Source organism: Amniculibacterium aquaticum (genome assembly GCF_003852705.1).
In the GTDB taxonomy this organism is placed as follows: Bacteria; Bacteroidota; Bacteroidia; order Flavobacteriales; family Weeksellaceae; genus Amniculibacterium; species Amniculibacterium aquaticum.
This window is the reverse complement of record NZ_REFA01000019.1, coordinates 1-14,721: the sequence shown is the minus strand read 5'-3', so window position 1 is coordinate 14,721 and position 14,721 is coordinate 1. Positions and strand designations below refer to the sequence as shown.

Below are 14,721 nucleotides of genomic sequence, written 5' to 3'. Positions count from 1 at the left end.
AAATTAAGATTCCCAAGTTTCTAAATTAAATTGGCTGCCATCAAAAACTCCGTAGGTAAAATAGACGATCCAGTCGCCAAGATTGATGTATTTGGAATACGAATTGAGGTCCAAAATCATGGGAAGGTGTCGGTGTCCAAAAACGAAATAATCAATTTTCTGGGTTTTCAGTTTTTCTTTGGAATACAAAATCAAAAACTCTTTATCTTCACCTAAAAATTCTTTATCCTCTTCACCGGATATTAATTTATTTTTTTGGGACATGTAGTTGGCAATTTTCATTGCGATGTCCGGATGCAGCCACCGAAAAGCCCATTGTGCAACGGGATTTGTAAAGACTTTCTTCATTCTTTTGTAGCCCTTGTCTCCTGGACCAAGACCATCGCCATGAGCCAAAAGAAATTGTTTACCCGCAATTTCGTAGTATTGTTTTTCAAAATATACCGGCACCGATAGTTCGTCTTCAAAATACGATTTCATCCAAAGGTCGTGGTTTCCAACAAAAAAATGAACCTCAATTCCGGCATCTTTCAGTTCGGCAATTTTCCCTAAAACCCGGATATAGCCTTTTGGCACTACATGTTTCCACTCGTGCCAAAAATCGAACAAATCGCCCATGAGAAAAACAATTTGGGCATCTTTTTTAATTTCATTCAGCCAACGAACAAATCGATCTTCTCTAATTTTAGAAGATATTTGGTCGGGAGCTCCGAAATGTTGATCGGATGCAAAATAGATTTTTTTTCCAGGTTGCAGGTCGATTTTCCTCATGAAATAGGCAGAATAATAAGTTTTAACAAAAAAATTAAGGATTTTCTTCAGCAAACCACTCTCCGTAGGAGTTTTCGGTTTCGTGCATTTTTAGATAAGCCAAAGAAATTCCGTCCGGAAGTTTGGATTTTATTTTTGAGGCGATGTCGTACAACATATTTTCGCAGGTGGGTTGATAGTTACAAAAAATAACCTTGTGACCTTTGCTCTCCAAATCCAATCCCAATTCTCTATGCGGTGTATCTCCATTCAGCAAAACGGCATGATCCCAAACATCGATTATTTCTTGTTTTACAATCGTTTTAATATCTCCAAAATCCACAACCATTCCATTTTTTGGATGGTTGACATCGTTTATAGGATTTCCTTTTACAGTAACAAATAATTTATACGAATGTCCGTGCATATTTTTGCATTTTCCATCGTAATTGTACAAGACATGCGCCGTCTCGAACGAAAAAATTTTTGTAATTCTTATCATGGTACAAAGATAAACTTTTGAAATAATAATATTTGTGTAATTTTAATCAATGATTTTGGACATTCTTTTCCCCAACCGTTGCCTGCATTGCAATCTGATTATTGATGGCAAAGACTTGTTGTGCGAAGGGTGCTTTTATCAAATCCCATTTACCCATCATCGGTTTGGAGAAGAAAATGATCTTTCTAAAAGATGCAGAACCCACTTCCCTATCGAAAATTCTTTTGCTTTGATGAATTTTGAACAAGGCAATCTTGCGCAAAAAATCATTCATCAATTGAAATATGCAGATAAGGAATATTTTGGAAAACACATTGCCCAATGGACTTTTGATCGTTTAGAATTTCTACAAAAACCGGACTTATTGGTTAGTGTCCCGCTACATCCTAAGAAACAAAAGAAAAGAGGCTACAACCAACTTCATCTTTTTGCCAAAACCCTATCCGAACATTATGGAATCCCGTTGGAGAATGATTTATTGAAAAGAAATTTCTACAACCAAGCTCAAGCCAAAAAAGATAGAAATCACAGAACGGAAGTGGATCGTTTGTTTTCAGTAACCCAAAAAATTGAAAACCAACACATTCTATTAGTCGATGATGTCCTAACCACTGGAAATACACTTTCTGCGATCGCTTGGGAATTTCTAAAAAATTCTAACAATAAAATTTCGGTTTTGGTAATGGCTTTGGATTAGCCTATCGTTGTAACTTTTCACCGTACGAAAGATCTCCTGCATCTCCCAATCCGGGTGTGATGTAACCTTTGGAAGTCAACTTTTCATCCACTGCGCCTATCCAAATATGGGCATTGGGATACGCTTTTACGACAGTTTCTACACCTTGTTTGGAAGCAATTGCCGCTACGATATGAAGTTGAGAAGGTTCTCCATGATTTAACAAATCTTTTAAAGCTTCCACCAAACTGGCTCCGGTTGCCAACATGGGATCTGCAACTATTAGAGGTCTTCCATCAATATTTGGGCAGGTAAGATAATCCTGTTGAATGGAGAAATAATCGTTGGCATCGTGCTTTCTGTATGCAGCAACAAAACCACAATCGGCTCCATCAAGATAATTCAGAAGCCCCTGAAAAAGCGGAACACCGGCTCTCAGAATGGTCGTAATAACCGGTTGGGTCTGAAGTTCTTTGACCAATATTGTATCGAGTGGTGTGGTAATTTCTACCTCACGATGGTCCAAGTTTTTACTGATTTCGAAAGCCGCTATTTCGCCAATTCTCTCCATATTTCTTCGGAAGCGAAGACGGTCTTTTTGGATTTCGACATTTCTCAGTTCATTAATCCAGATGTTTACTAATGAAAATTGTTCGGATAATAGTGTTATCATGATATCTAAATAAAAATGAGATGGAAACAAATATACTCAATACATCTTGAATTTTTGTTTCCATCTCATAAATTTATGACTTATCCCAACTTATTTTTGTCTGAAATAGACTTCGATTGGCACCCCGGTAAATCCAAATTCTTTACGAAGTTGGTTTTCTGTAAATCGTTTGTACGGTTCTTTCACATACTGTGGTAGGTTACAGAAAAATACAAATTGAGGCGATGGTGTTGGCAACTGTACACAATATTTTATCTTGATGTACTTTCCTTTAATTGCAGGCGGTGGTGTATTTTCAAAAATAGGCAACATCACTTCGTTCAGTTTGGATGTTTTTATTTTTTTAGCCCTATCGTTGTACACATCCATGGCTGTTTCTACGGCTTTTAGAATTCTTTGTTTTGTCAGAGCCGAGATAAATAAAATCGGAATGTCTGAGAACTGACCAATTTTATGCTTGATGACCGCTTCGAAATCCCTCATGGTATTGGTTTTCTTATCTTCGACCAAATCCCATTTGTTCACCAAAATAACAATACCTTTTCTATTTCTTTGGGCGATACTGAAGATGTTCATATCCTGAGATTCCCAACCTAAAGTGGCATCTACCATGATTACGACCACATCAGAATATTCTATGGCTCGTACGGAACGCATTACGGAGTAAAATTCAAGGTCTTCAGAAACCTTGTTCTTTTTTCTCATTCCCGCAGTGTCTACCAATACAAACTCATGTCCAAATTTATTGTACAACGACTGTATGGAGTCTCTGGTTGTCCCTGCCACATCGGTTACAATATTTCTTTCGGTGTCCAACAAGGCGTTGGTAAGCGTAGATTTCCCTACATTTGGTCTTCCTACAATTGTAATTTTTGGCAATCCTTCGAATGGATCTTTGTAATCTGTCGTTGGAAAATCCCTCACGACATCATCCAGTAAGTCTCCTGTTCCAGAGCCAGTTGCAGAGGATATGGTGTAATATTTTTCTATACCCAATTGGTAAAATTCTGTTGCTGGAAGTTCTTCTTTAGATGAATCAACTTTGTTAATAACGATATAAGTTGGTTTTCCGGATTTTCTCAGCATCGCATAGATTTCGTGATCGGTTTCCAACAAACCTTCTTCCACATTCAGCATAAAAATGATGGAGGTGGCTTCGTCTATTGCCAACTGAACTTGTTTGGAGATTTCTTCTTGGAAAACATCGTCGTTATTGACATCGTACCCTCCGGTATCAATCACCGTAAAATCGACACCATTCCAATCGGATTTTCCGTAATGACGGTCTCTGGTAACTCCGGAAGTAGAATCTACAATGGCTTCTCTTCTTTCTAATAAACGGTTAAATAAAGTGGATTTCCCTACATTGGGACGGCCGACAATGGCTACAATATTGCTCATAAAAATTTTATTTCTTTCTTCGTTTCATTTTCTTTTCGAAGAGGTTAAGAATGGGTTCCTCGGTCCTTCCGAGCCCAAAAATTTTTGCAAAGATAAGAATTTCAAATTTGTAATAAATTAACTTTAAATTAGCAAATCTAAAACACGATAAAGTGGAAATAAATACCGAAAAAATTTATGTTTTGTACGACGGCGACTGTGGTTTTTGCAATTATTGGGTACAATGGATATTAAGAAGAGATCAAAAAGACCTGTTTTTATTCGCTTCGTTACAATCTAATTTTGGTCAAAACTTTTTAAAATCCAGAGGTTTGGAAAATAAAATATTCAACACGCTGATTTTATGGTCTCCAGAAAAATATTACCTCACTAAATCCGAAGCCTTATTAAAAATTGCTAAACTCCTAGGTGGAAAGTATCAGATCTTGGCCAGCATGAATATTCTCCCTTTGTTTCTCACAAACTTTTTCTATGATAAAATATCAAAGAATAGACACAAAATTAAGATAAAAAACTGCTCTTTGCCTACGGAAAAAGAAAGACAAAAGATGATATAAAAAAAGCACCTCTTAAAATCGAGATGCTTTTGGAATATTTACTATGAAAAAGAATTATTTCTTCAAAGAAAGGATGTATTCAACCATTTTCTTTGCGTTGTCTTTGCTCATACCTGCGTGTGGTGTCATTGGAATATCTCCCCAACTTCCTTTACCACCAGCGATAATTTTATCTGCTAATTTATCGATATCTGCTTCCGTATATTTAGCTGCAACTTCTTGGTAAGATGGCCCCACCAATTTAGCATCTACTTTATGACAACCCATACAGTCAGCTCCTTCTATTAATGCCAATCCTTCGTTACCACCAGCAGCTTCTCCACCAGCAGGTGCAGCAACAGGCTCTTCTTTCATTACATTAGTATCTTGAGCAGGTTGAGTACTTGCTTCTTTGCTACATGCTACTAAAGCAAGAGCTAAAATCGAAATTCCGAATATTTTTTTCATTTTCAAAATATACTTTTAATATTTAACTCTGCAAAAATCTAAAAAATACACCCTACCACCTATGACTTCAATCATATTAAGATAAAACAGTCGCTAATATATATCATGTTGATTTTATGATTGCAATCATACGGATAATTCACTAAGCCTTGTAAATTTGCTAACAAATAAATGATACTATTATGAAAAACTTAAAATTCTTAGCATTAACTGCTTTCGCTTTCGCAATGATTTCTTGTGGAGGAGACAAAAAGACCGACACCGTACCAACTGCAGACACTGCTACAACTGAAGCTCCTGCTGCTGACGCAGCTGCTCCTGCTGCTGCTGACGCGGGATCTTACGACCCAAAAAGAGGTATGGGAAAATGGGATGCATCCAATGTAGATGTTAGCAAGTTTGATGCCGCAATGGCTGATGCTGGTAAGAAAGCTGCAGAAGTAAAATGCTTCTCTTGCCACAAACTTACTGACGAAAAATTGGTTGGACCAGGATGGAAAGGAATTTCATCTAAACACGAACCTTTCTGGATCATGAACTTCATTACGAACCCAGATCCAATGATTGATGTAGATCCAGAATTGCAAAAGCAATTGGAAATTTGTTTAGTAAGAATGCCAAACCAAGGACTTAGCGACACTGAAGCTAGAGACATTTTGGAGTTCATGAGACAAAATGACGGAGCAAAATAAGCTCTAAAAGCAAAAAAAAACAAAACAAAAATAAAATGAAAAGTTTGAAATTTTTTGGACTTTCAGCACTTGCTATGCTTACAGCTCTAACCAGCTGTAAGCCTAAGGGTGCCGAAAGCGTAGCAACCGGTGACGCAGCACAAAAAGTGTATGTTGCACCTGGAAAGTTAGATGAGATCTACAACTTTGTGAGTGGTGGTTTCAATGGACAAATGAATGTCTATGGATTGCCAAGTGGAAGGTTATTAAAAGTAATCCCTATTTTCTCTGTTAACCCAGAAAACGGATACGGATACTCTGAAGAAACTAAACCCATGCTTCAAACTTCACACGGGTTTATTCCTTGGGATGACCAGCACCATTTGGAGCTATCACAAACCAATGGAGAGCAAGACGGAAGATGGATTTTCGCCAACGCAAACAACACACCTAGAGTTGCAAGAGTTGACCTAAAAACATTTAGAACCGTAGAAATTTTGGAATTGCCAAACTCTGCCGGTAACCACTCTTCTCCATTTATCACAGAAAACACAGAGTATGTTGTAGCTGGAACTCGTTTTGCTGTTCCAACAGACGATATGAACGGTGATGTGCCTATTTCATCATTCAAAGAAAACTTTAAAGGAGTGATCTCTTTTATCGGTGTAAATAAAGAATCTGGAGATATGAATTTATCTTTCCAAATTGAAGCACCTGGTGTTAACTTTGACTTGTCTCACTCTGGAAAAGGAAAATCCAAAGATTGGTTCTTCTTCTCTTGCTACAATTCCGAAAAAGCAAACACTTTACTAGAGGTTAATGCATCTCAAAACGACAAAGACTTCATCATGGCTGTGAACTGGAAAAAAGCTGAGGAATTGGCTAAAGCCGGTAAAGGTCGTAAAGTAAAAACCCAATACGCTCACAATAAATTTGATGAATCCACTCAGATGGCTACATCAAAAATGGAGCAAGAAGTTACAGTACTTTCTGTAGAAGACATGAAAGATGCTATGTACATGATCCCTTGTCCTAAATCTCCACACGGATGTGATGTTGACCCAACGGGTGAATACATCGTAGGATCTGGTAAATTGGCAGCATTGATCCCTGTATTCAGTTTTGATAAAATCCAAAAAGCAATTGCCGGTAAGCAATTCTCTGGAGATTATGACGGAGTACCTGTAATTAAGTACGAAGCTGCATTGCACGGTGAAGTTCAAAAACCAGGTCTTGGTCCGTTGCATACAGAATTTGACGGAAAAGGAAATGCATACACCTCAATGTTCGTTTCTTCTGAAGTTGTAAAATGGGATATTAAATCTTTAAAAGTAATTGACAGACAACCAACTTACTACTCTGTAGGTCACTTGATGGTTGTAGGTGGAGATACTGCAAAACCTTACGGTAAATATTTAGTAGCTTACAACAAAATTACTAAAGACAGATACTTGCCAACAGGTCCAGAATTGGCTCAATCCGCTCAATTGTTTGACATCAGTGGAGAGAAAATGCAATTATTATTGGATTTCCCTACATTTGGAGAACCTCACTATGCACAAGCTGCCCCAGCTGAGTTAATCTCTAAAAACCAAGTAAAATTCTATAAATTAGAGGAAAACAAAAACCCTTATGTAACCAAAGGTGAAGCTGAGTCTAAAGTGGTAAGAGAAGGCAACAAAGTCCATGTTTACATGACTAGTATCCGTTCTCACTTTGCTCCAGACAACATTGAAGGAATAAAAGTTGGCGATGAAGTGTACTTCCATGTCACTAACCTAGAACAAGATTGGGATGTACCACACGGTTTTGCAATTAAAGGCAATGAGAATGCAGAACTATTAATCATGCCTGGTGAAACTTGTACCCTGAAATGGGTTCCTAAAAAAGCTGGAATGTTCCCAATGTATTGTACAGACTTCTGCTCTGCACTTCACCAAGAAATGCAAGGATATGTAAGAGTTTCTCCAGCAGGAAGCAACACTCCACTTATCTACAGTCTTAACAATAAAAAAGACAATGCTCAAGGTCCCGTAAAACAAGGGGAAACCAAGTAAAAAAAATAAAATTTTAAAGGGCAGTTTTACTGCCCTTTTTTTACTCTGACATTTGTCAGTTTGTAACCGTTATCACAAAGATATTCTCGTAAATTATCGTAAATTTATATCACCAAATACAAGGTATATTCCCCTAAAATTCTTTGAAGATTTTCCCGAATTAATAAATACGGTTGAATTATAAATCCTTATACGATACTTTAAAACCATTAATAGAATATCATAAAAACATCATAAAATGAAAACCAATTCATTACAAAAAATTTCAAAAATCTTATTGGCCTTATCAGGCATCGGATTATTCATTAGTATTTTCACTCCCATTTGGGCCATTTACCTCGAAGCACCGCAGTACCCGGAAGGATTAAGCATGTTTATCCATTCCAACAAATTGGCTGGAGAATTTGACATCATCAACGGTCTTAACCATTATATTGGGATGAAAGAAATAAAGGCAGATGAATTTGTAGAATTCAAAATCATGCCTTACGCATTAGGAATTCTTGGTGCCATTTGTCTTTTGGTTGCAGCACTCGGAAAGAAAGCTTGGTTGTACGGAATTACCATCTTGTATTTGGTATTTGGTATTGCTTTTATGTACGACTTTTGGCAATGGGAGTACGATTATGGACACAACCTGGATCCTAACGCAGCCATTGTTGTACCTGGGATGTCTTACCAACCGCCACTCATTGGGTCTAAACAATTATTAAACTTCACAGCCCATTCCTATCCCGACATTGGAGGATGGATCATGTTTGGTGTTGCTTTATTTTTAATGATCTCTTGTTATATCGAGTTTAAAAAAGCAAAATAAGTTCAAACAACTCACTTAAAAAAAATCCTACTAAAGAGCAAGTAAATCATTTGGTTTTCAGTAGGATTTTTCATATTTTAGCCTTTTAACAAAAAATAGAATAAGTAAAAATAAATACTTGATATTAATCAATCCTTTTTACGATCAATTCCCATTAATCATTTGTAAATTTGAAACATGAAAAACATTAAGAACATCCTAGCAGCCTCTACTTTTACACTATTTCTAGCTTCATGTGGAAGCGATGATCCTAAGAAAATTTCTGTTGGCGAACAATGCGAACATTGCAAAATGTCCATAGAAAATGTTAAATATGCAACAGAACTGGTAACCGAAAAAGGTAGAATTTACAAATTTGATGACATCAAATGCATGAATGGTTATGTCACTTCCAATGCGGACAAAGTAGCCAATGCCAAAACTTATGTTACCGACTATCCGTCGGAAAAATTAATTGAATTTGAAAAGGCTACTTTCATCAAAGGAGGATCAATAAAATCTCCAATGGGAGGCAATATGCAAGCCTATGAAAGCAAGGAAGAGGCTGAAAAAGCTAAAAAAGAATTTGGTGTAGAATAAAAATTCTTCATTGTGATTTTATAATTTAGATAGAAAATACAAATCAAAAGAGTGGAGAGTCTATATTGATTTTCCACTCTTATCTATTACAACCTTGGGATACCAACATGAAACAATTTCTTCTTTTACTTTTGTCTTTTCCTTTTTGGTTACAAGCATCCGTATTAAAAGTGGGTAAAGACAAGCCTTACAAAACCATACAACAAGCTTTAAAAGTCTCTAAACCTGGAGACAGCATCTTGGTGGATGCCGGAACTTACAAGGAAGGAAATCTCAACATCACAAAACCACTTACCATTTTGGGTATCGGAAGACCCATTTTGGATGGCGAAATGAAGTACGAAATCCTATCTTTTCGGGCCAATCATATCGTACTGAAAGGGTTTAGAATAATAAATTCTGGAGAAGACGAGGTGAAAAATATTGGAGCACTTCGCTTATACGACAGCCACTTCACAACCGTTGCGAACAATATTTTTGAAAATAATTATTTCGGAATTTTCATACAAAGAGGCTACAAATGTTTAATCCAAAACAACAAATTCACAACAAAAAGATCCAAATCTCAGGAAGGAGTTGGTGACGGCATCCACGCTTGGAGCAGCGACGAGCTTTGGATAAAAAACAACTATGTCGAGGGGCATAAAGATGGAATTTATCTTGAAAAAGTACTCAACTCCTATGTTGCCAGAAACTATTCTAAAAAAAATCTTAGATACGGTTTGCACTTCATGTTTTCTAACGACAACATCTATTCTCACAATACCTTTGACGGTAACGATGCCGGTGTAGCCGTTATGTACAGCAACAATGTAGGCATGGTTGGCAACCGGTTTATCAACAACTGGGGAGATGCTAGTTATGGACTTTTACTGAAAGAGATTTCATTCTCAAAGATTAAGGAAAATTATTTCGATAACAATACCACAGGCATTTTCATGGACGGAGCGACCAAGATTGATTTTTACAAAAACCAATTCAGCAACAACGGATGGGGACTAAAAGTGAATGCCAATTGTATGGAGAATAGAATTAACAACAACAATTTCTTGGGAAATGTTTTCGACATCAGCACCAACGGCACCATGGTTTTGAATGATTTTAAATCGAACTTCTGGGACAAAAACGATGAAAGATACGACCTCAACAAAGATGGAATTTCCGATATCCCTTACCATCCTTTAAGTTTATATGCCGTTTTATCCGAAAGAAACCCGTCTGTGATGCTGCTTTTCCGTTCTTTTTTTGTTGACCTCATGGATAGGGTGGAAAAAATATTACCCAGCCTTACACCAGAAAACTTTGTTGATGATAAGCCCCTGATGAAACCGATCAAAATTTAATTCAATGAAAAAAATAATACCCATTGCATTCATTATATCTTTGTTTTTCAATGGTTTTCTGATCTATTATTTCATGGTAAAAGGAGATGTAAAACCAGCAGACCAAGACCAAAGAAGAGCCATAATTACAAGTAAGGAAAATAAAGATTTTGTAATGGCAGAAATGCGTGGTTTCCTAGAAACGATACAAGAAATAAACCTAGGCCTTACCCACAACAATCCCGAACAAATAATAAAAGCTGCAGAAAAAGCCGGTGGTGCAGCAACCGAACATATCCCAACAGGTTTGTTAAAAGCACTTCCAATCGAATTTAAAAAATTAGGGTTTGACACCCATGACAAGTTCGATCAACTAGCTGAAGCGGTTAGAAAAAAATACAACAAAGAGCAAACACAAGAACAATTGAACGGCATACTAAGCAACTGCACCTCGTGTCATAAATCTTATAAATTTGAAACTCAACCATGATAGAAATAAAAAATCTGAGTAAGAACTTCAACAAATTCACTGCGCTCAACGATATCAATGTAAATTTTGAAGACGGGCAATCGGTGGCACTTATCGGACCGAATGGCTGTGGCAAAACCACCCTTATCAAGAGTATTTTGGGATTAAATGTCTTGGAAAAAGGAGACATCATCGTGAATGGCGAATCCGTAAAAGATCATTACAAATACCGAGTGCATATTGGATACATGCCACAAATAGGACGGTATCCAGAAAACATGTCCATAGAAGACACCATAAAAATGATCAAGGAAACCAGAAATATTCCGGAAAATGAATTGGACACCGAATTGCTCGAAGCTTTTCAGTTGGAAAAAATGTTCGACAAAAAGATGAGAACCCTTTCCGGAGGTACAACCCAAAAGGTAAGTGCTGTACTGGCATTCATGTTCAATCCTTCCATTATTATTCTGGACGAACCGACTGCTGGACTGGATCCTTTGGCATCGGAAATTTTGAAAAATAAAATTCTAAAAGAAAAAGCAAAGGGCAAACTCATCATCATCACCTCTCACCTTCTGAGCGAGTTGGATGATATTGTGAGTGAAATTGTTTTTATGAACGAGGGTAAAATTCTTGTTCACCAGTCGGTAGAAGAATTGATGAAAGAAACCAGCACAAAAAAAATCTCTGACGGAATTATTTCCATATTGAAAAACATGAAGGGAGAAGCCAGAACTCAGATATAATCTCATAAAATTAATTGAAATGAATAAAATAGCCAGATTTATACTTTTTGATATATTAAAAAATAAAATCATCATATTCTACACCATCTTACTTTTCATTATTTCCTGGTCTGTACTTGGTTTGGACAGCAACAGCACAAAAACCACGCTTAGCCTGCTCAACATTGTCTTGTTGGTAGTCCCATTGGTCAGTATTATATTCTCGACCATTTATGTGTACAATTCCGGTCAATTTATCGAGTTGCTCCTCAGTCAGCCCGTTGCAAGAAGTAAGGTGTGGTTCAATTTATTTTTAGGATTGTCCACTGCTTTGGTTTTTGCATTTTTAATAGGCTGTGGCGTCCCAATTGCCATTTATTCTTCTGTAGAAGTCGGCTTTTCACTGATCATTGTAGGAATCATGTTGTCCATAATTTTCACTTCATTGTCCATGTTGGCAGCCATTACCAGCAGAGATCGAGCAAAAGGAATAGGCGTTTCCATATTCATTTGGATGTTTTTCGGAATTATCTACGATGCCCTTTTATTAATATTTTCTTTTCAGTTTTCGGATTATCCAATAGAGGGCATTATGGCGGGACTAACAGCTAGTAATCCCGTAGGACTGTCCAGGATATTTGTTCTGTTACAGCTCAACATTTCCGCCATGCTTGGTCATACGGGTGCCATCTTCAAGCAAGTTTTTGGATCAGGAGGCGGCTTAGGAATCTCCATGGCCGTACTGATTCTTTGGGCCGTGTTTCCATTTTTAATTTCCCTGATAAAATTTAACAAGAAAGACCTTTAGCAACAAAAATCACTTAATGTTAAGTGATTTTTTGTTTTTAATAGAATATTTACACCGAAAAGACAAATTGTTTAGTGATATGACATAAATCACTGTGCGAAAATAAAAATACTGACTTTCATCATTTCAAATTAAGACCAAACCCTCTACTTTTACATAAAAATAATCGTTATGAAAAAGTCCCTTTTAACTCTCGCCCTAGTTTCTTTGGTACTTTGGAGCTGCAAGCCCAATGAAGCTGCTCCAACAGAAGCTGCTACTACCTCTACAGAAAATGTAACCGGTGGACAAGAAGTTGTACAAGATGAAGATTCTGAACCTACAATTGTAAAATTAGCTGCAGGAAACAAAGATCTTTCAACCTTGGTAAAAGGTGTGGAAGCCGCAGGATTGGCAACTTCATTGAGCAACGCAGGTCCATTTACCGTATTTGCACCGCTAAATGCTGCTTTTGACAAACTGCCTGCAGGAACAGTAGAAGATTTGTTAAAGCCTGAGAACAACGGCAAATTAACCGATATCCTTGGACATCATACTTATGTTGGTGTTATCAAAGCAGAACAATTTACCGATGGTCAAAATCTAGGTATGGTCGATGGTAAAAACATCACCATTAAAATGGTGGATGGAAAACCAACCGTTAACGGAACCGTGAACATCGTGGCCTCCGTGCCGGCATCCAACGGGATTGTCCATGTTGTGGACGGTGTAATCCTCCCTCAATAGAAAGAATTTTATCATAATAGTTTGAATTTAATGTTTGTGAAACAGCATCTAAAGCAATTTAGGTGCTGCTTTTTTTGTTTCAAAATACTATTGATAGGGCAAATTATTCTTATAGAAAAGGAGCCTGAAATTTTAAAATTAATCACAAAAAAAAACTCCAGATCGGAGTTTCTTTTATTTGAAATGTTTTGAAATTATTCGTTTGCTTTATTCATATTCATAAAGATGTAGAAAGCCGAAAACATTATGAAAAACGATATCACCACCAAAGCTTCTGCCGTGTATGGAATGGTAAAATAAATTGTCGACAACAACCCCATTGATCCCAAAACCAATTCATTGAGAAATACGCCTAGAAGGAAAAATTGAACACCCAGCAACAGCGCCTTGGAAAGAGAAAATAGATTGGACGCCAACATTTGACCCACCAAAAATGCCGACACACACATAAGAAGAACCAAATGCAGATAAGCAATTACAATATTTCTAAATCCAAATGCAAACTGATTAACAGCCGGGATATTAGATCCCAATTGCAATATAATCTTCACTCCAAATGCGAAACCAACATAGATCAAGACAAACCTAAGCATGGGAGACCAATGCTGCTTGATCACCGACCATCTATCTTTAATCACTTTAAACAACAAATACGCACCCCAAGTCTGCATGAGCGTTGTAACGGTTATGGCTGCAAACATCCAAAGCGGCATTTTGAACCATAAAACGGACAATCCGTATCCGACCAAACATCCAACAAAGGACAACCAAAAAATTAAATTATTTTCTTTTTCAGAAGGTGCAACCCCCATTTTCTTAAGGTTATTCAACAAGAAAGCGATGCAAGAAAAAATGAAAAATCCATTGTACTGAAAATGGAGATAAAAATATTCTGAAGCTAAAAAAACATCTTGAGAAAAATTCTTAGTCGCCATCATGATGCTCAAAGTAAAAACCCCTAAAGATGAAAATACGGCAAAGAAAAACGCAGCATGCAACCATTTTTTTGAAATATCCGAAATACCCTTCATGTCTTTTGAAAAAACAAAATAAAACACAAAACTGGTGAGCAATGCCATGGTTGAAAAAGCAATGGACAACCAAAAATATCCGTTATAAATGAAAGAAATAAGCATACCGAAAGAGGCTACAAGATTGGAGATGACCAACCATTTGTACTTTCCTTCTTTAAGGTTGGGAACAACTTCTCGTAAATATTTTACGATTAAAACATAAATAATAAATGTAATCCAACCGTAAAAAGCAAAATGCGAATGACTTTGTTGAAGGTTTTTTTGTTCGACTATCGGAAGTGAGAATGCAATTTTGTAACGCATAACCGTTCCCAAAACGGCAACAATAAATAGGTTGAATATTGCGAATTTGAGCCAGATATGTAAACTTTTCATAAAGAACTTGTTTAAAGTAAAAAAATCGATAAACACCTTTAAAAAAAGGCGTTAATTATTTGTTTAAAAGACTGGTATTCAGTATATTAGAGGAAAAATAACTACAAATTTCTCTATGCAAAAGAATAC

The 14,721-nt window shown here is 36.8% G+C and carries 17 protein-coding genes; 11 read left to right on the top strand and 6 right to left on the bottom strand.

Going from position 1 to position 14,721, the window contains the following annotated elements; translation table 11 throughout:
* Nucleotides 1–3 precede the first annotated feature (3 nt).
* Nucleotides 4–771: a UDP-2,3-diacylglucosamine diphosphatase gene (locus EIY84_RS08935; protein WP_124642360.1), complete on the bottom strand. Its 768-nt coding sequence runs from the start codon at nt 769–771 to the stop codon at nt 4–6.
* A gap of 34 nt (nt 772–805) precedes the next feature.
* On the bottom strand, nt 806–1,252 hold the full coding sequence (locus tag EIY84_RS08930; protein ID WP_124642358.1) for a 6-pyruvoyl trahydropterin synthase family protein: 447 nt from the start codon (nt 1,250–1,252) through the stop codon (nt 806–808).
* A gap of 49 nt (nt 1,253–1,301) precedes the next feature.
* Here EIY84_RS08930 and EIY84_RS08925 point away from each other — a divergent pair, with 49 nt between their 5' ends.
* Complete coding sequence (locus tag EIY84_RS08925) at nt 1,302–1,949, top strand: ComF family protein (protein ID WP_124642356.1); 648 nt, start codon at nt 1,302–1,304, stop codon at nt 1,947–1,949.
* Nucleotide 1,950: 1 nt separating this feature from the next.
* Here EIY84_RS08925 and upp read toward each other — a convergent pair whose 3' ends face one another.
* Both upp and der read right to left on the bottom strand, forming a co-directional pair.
* Nucleotides 1,951–2,601, bottom strand: a complete 651-nt coding sequence (upp, locus tag EIY84_RS08920; RefSeq protein ID WP_124642354.1) for a uracil phosphoribosyltransferase — start codon at nt 2,599–2,601, stop codon at nt 1,951–1,953.
* Nucleotides 2,602–2,691: 90 nt separating this feature from the next.
* Complete coding sequence (gene der, locus EIY84_RS08915) at nt 2,692–4,002, bottom strand: ribosome biogenesis GTPase Der (RefSeq protein ID WP_124642352.1); 1,311 nt, start codon at nt 4,000–4,002, stop codon at nt 2,692–2,694.
* Nucleotides 4,003–4,154: 152 nt separating this feature from the next.
* On the opposite strand from der, the gene EIY84_RS08910 reads away from it, so the two are divergent.
* Nucleotides 4,155–4,559 (top strand): thiol-disulfide oxidoreductase DCC family protein, encoded by a 405-nt coding sequence (locus tag EIY84_RS08910; RefSeq protein WP_124642350.1) that lies wholly within the window; start codon nt 4,155–4,157, stop codon nt 4,557–4,559.
* 54 nt (nt 4,560–4,613) lie between these two features.
* Here EIY84_RS08910 and EIY84_RS08905 read toward each other — a convergent pair whose 3' ends face one another.
* A complete protein-coding gene (locus tag EIY84_RS08905) occupies nt 4,614–4,913 on the bottom strand; it encodes a c-type cytochrome (protein ID WP_241154768.1) in 300 nt (99 codons plus the stop codon).
* Nucleotides 4,914–5,188: 275 nt separating this feature from the next.
* Between EIY84_RS08905 and EIY84_RS08900 the strand changes: the two genes are divergently transcribed.
* From EIY84_RS08900 to EIY84_RS08860, 9 genes are all read left to right on the top strand, one after another.
* Nucleotides 5,189–5,698: a c-type cytochrome gene (locus EIY84_RS08900; protein ID WP_124642345.1), complete on the top strand. Its 510-nt coding sequence runs from the start codon at nt 5,189–5,191 to the stop codon at nt 5,696–5,698.
* Between the two features lie 35 nt (nt 5,699–5,733).
* Nucleotides 5,734–7,734 (top strand): Sec-dependent nitrous-oxide reductase, encoded by a 2,001-nt coding sequence (nosZ, locus tag EIY84_RS08895; protein WP_124642343.1) that lies wholly within the window; start codon nt 5,734–5,736, stop codon nt 7,732–7,734.
* 238 nt (nt 7,735–7,972) lie between these two features.
* Nucleotides 7,973–8,551, top strand: coding sequence for a hypothetical protein (locus EIY84_RS08890; protein WP_124642341.1), 579 nt, complete (start codon nt 7,973–7,975; stop codon nt 8,549–8,551).
* Between the two features lie 177 nt (nt 8,552–8,728).
* Nucleotides 8,729–9,130: a nitrous oxide reductase accessory protein NosL gene (locus EIY84_RS08885; protein ID WP_124642339.1), complete on the top strand. Its 402-nt coding sequence runs from the start codon at nt 8,729–8,731 to the stop codon at nt 9,128–9,130.
* 107 nt (nt 9,131–9,237) lie between these two features.
* The gene (locus EIY84_RS08880; protein ID WP_124642337.1) at nt 9,238–10,473 is read left to right on the top strand and encodes a nitrous oxide reductase family maturation protein NosD; all 1,236 of its coding nucleotides are present in this window, start codon (nt 9,238–9,240) and stop codon (nt 10,471–10,473) included.
* 4 nt (nt 10,474–10,477) lie between these two features.
* The gene (locus tag EIY84_RS08875; RefSeq protein WP_124642335.1) at nt 10,478–10,942 is read left to right on the top strand and encodes a cytochrome c; all 465 of its coding nucleotides are present in this window, start codon (nt 10,478–10,480) and stop codon (nt 10,940–10,942) included.
* Nucleotides 10,939–11,670 carry an ABC transporter ATP-binding protein gene (locus tag EIY84_RS08870; protein ID WP_124642333.1) on the top strand — a complete coding sequence of 244 codons (732 nt, stop codon included), beginning with the start codon at nt 10,939–10,941 and terminating at the stop codon, nt 11,668–11,670. The genes EIY84_RS08875 and EIY84_RS08870 overlap by 4 nt, the downstream gene beginning before the upstream one ends.
* A gap of 19 nt (nt 11,671–11,689) precedes the next feature.
* Nucleotides 11,690–12,457, top strand: coding sequence for an ABC-2 transporter permease (locus EIY84_RS08865; RefSeq protein ID WP_124642331.1), 768 nt, complete (start codon nt 11,690–11,692; stop codon nt 12,455–12,457).
* A gap of 171 nt (nt 12,458–12,628) precedes the next feature.
* Complete coding sequence (locus EIY84_RS08860) at nt 12,629–13,183, top strand: fasciclin domain-containing protein (RefSeq protein WP_124642329.1); 555 nt, start codon at nt 12,629–12,631, stop codon at nt 13,181–13,183.
* Between the two features lie 194 nt (nt 13,184–13,377).
* On the opposite strand, the gene EIY84_RS08855 is transcribed toward EIY84_RS08860, so the two are convergent.
* Nucleotides 13,378–14,592 (bottom strand): hypothetical protein, encoded by a 1,215-nt coding sequence (locus EIY84_RS08855; protein WP_124642327.1) that lies wholly within the window; start codon nt 14,590–14,592, stop codon nt 13,378–13,380.
* Nucleotides 14,593–14,721 lie beyond the last annotated feature (129 nt).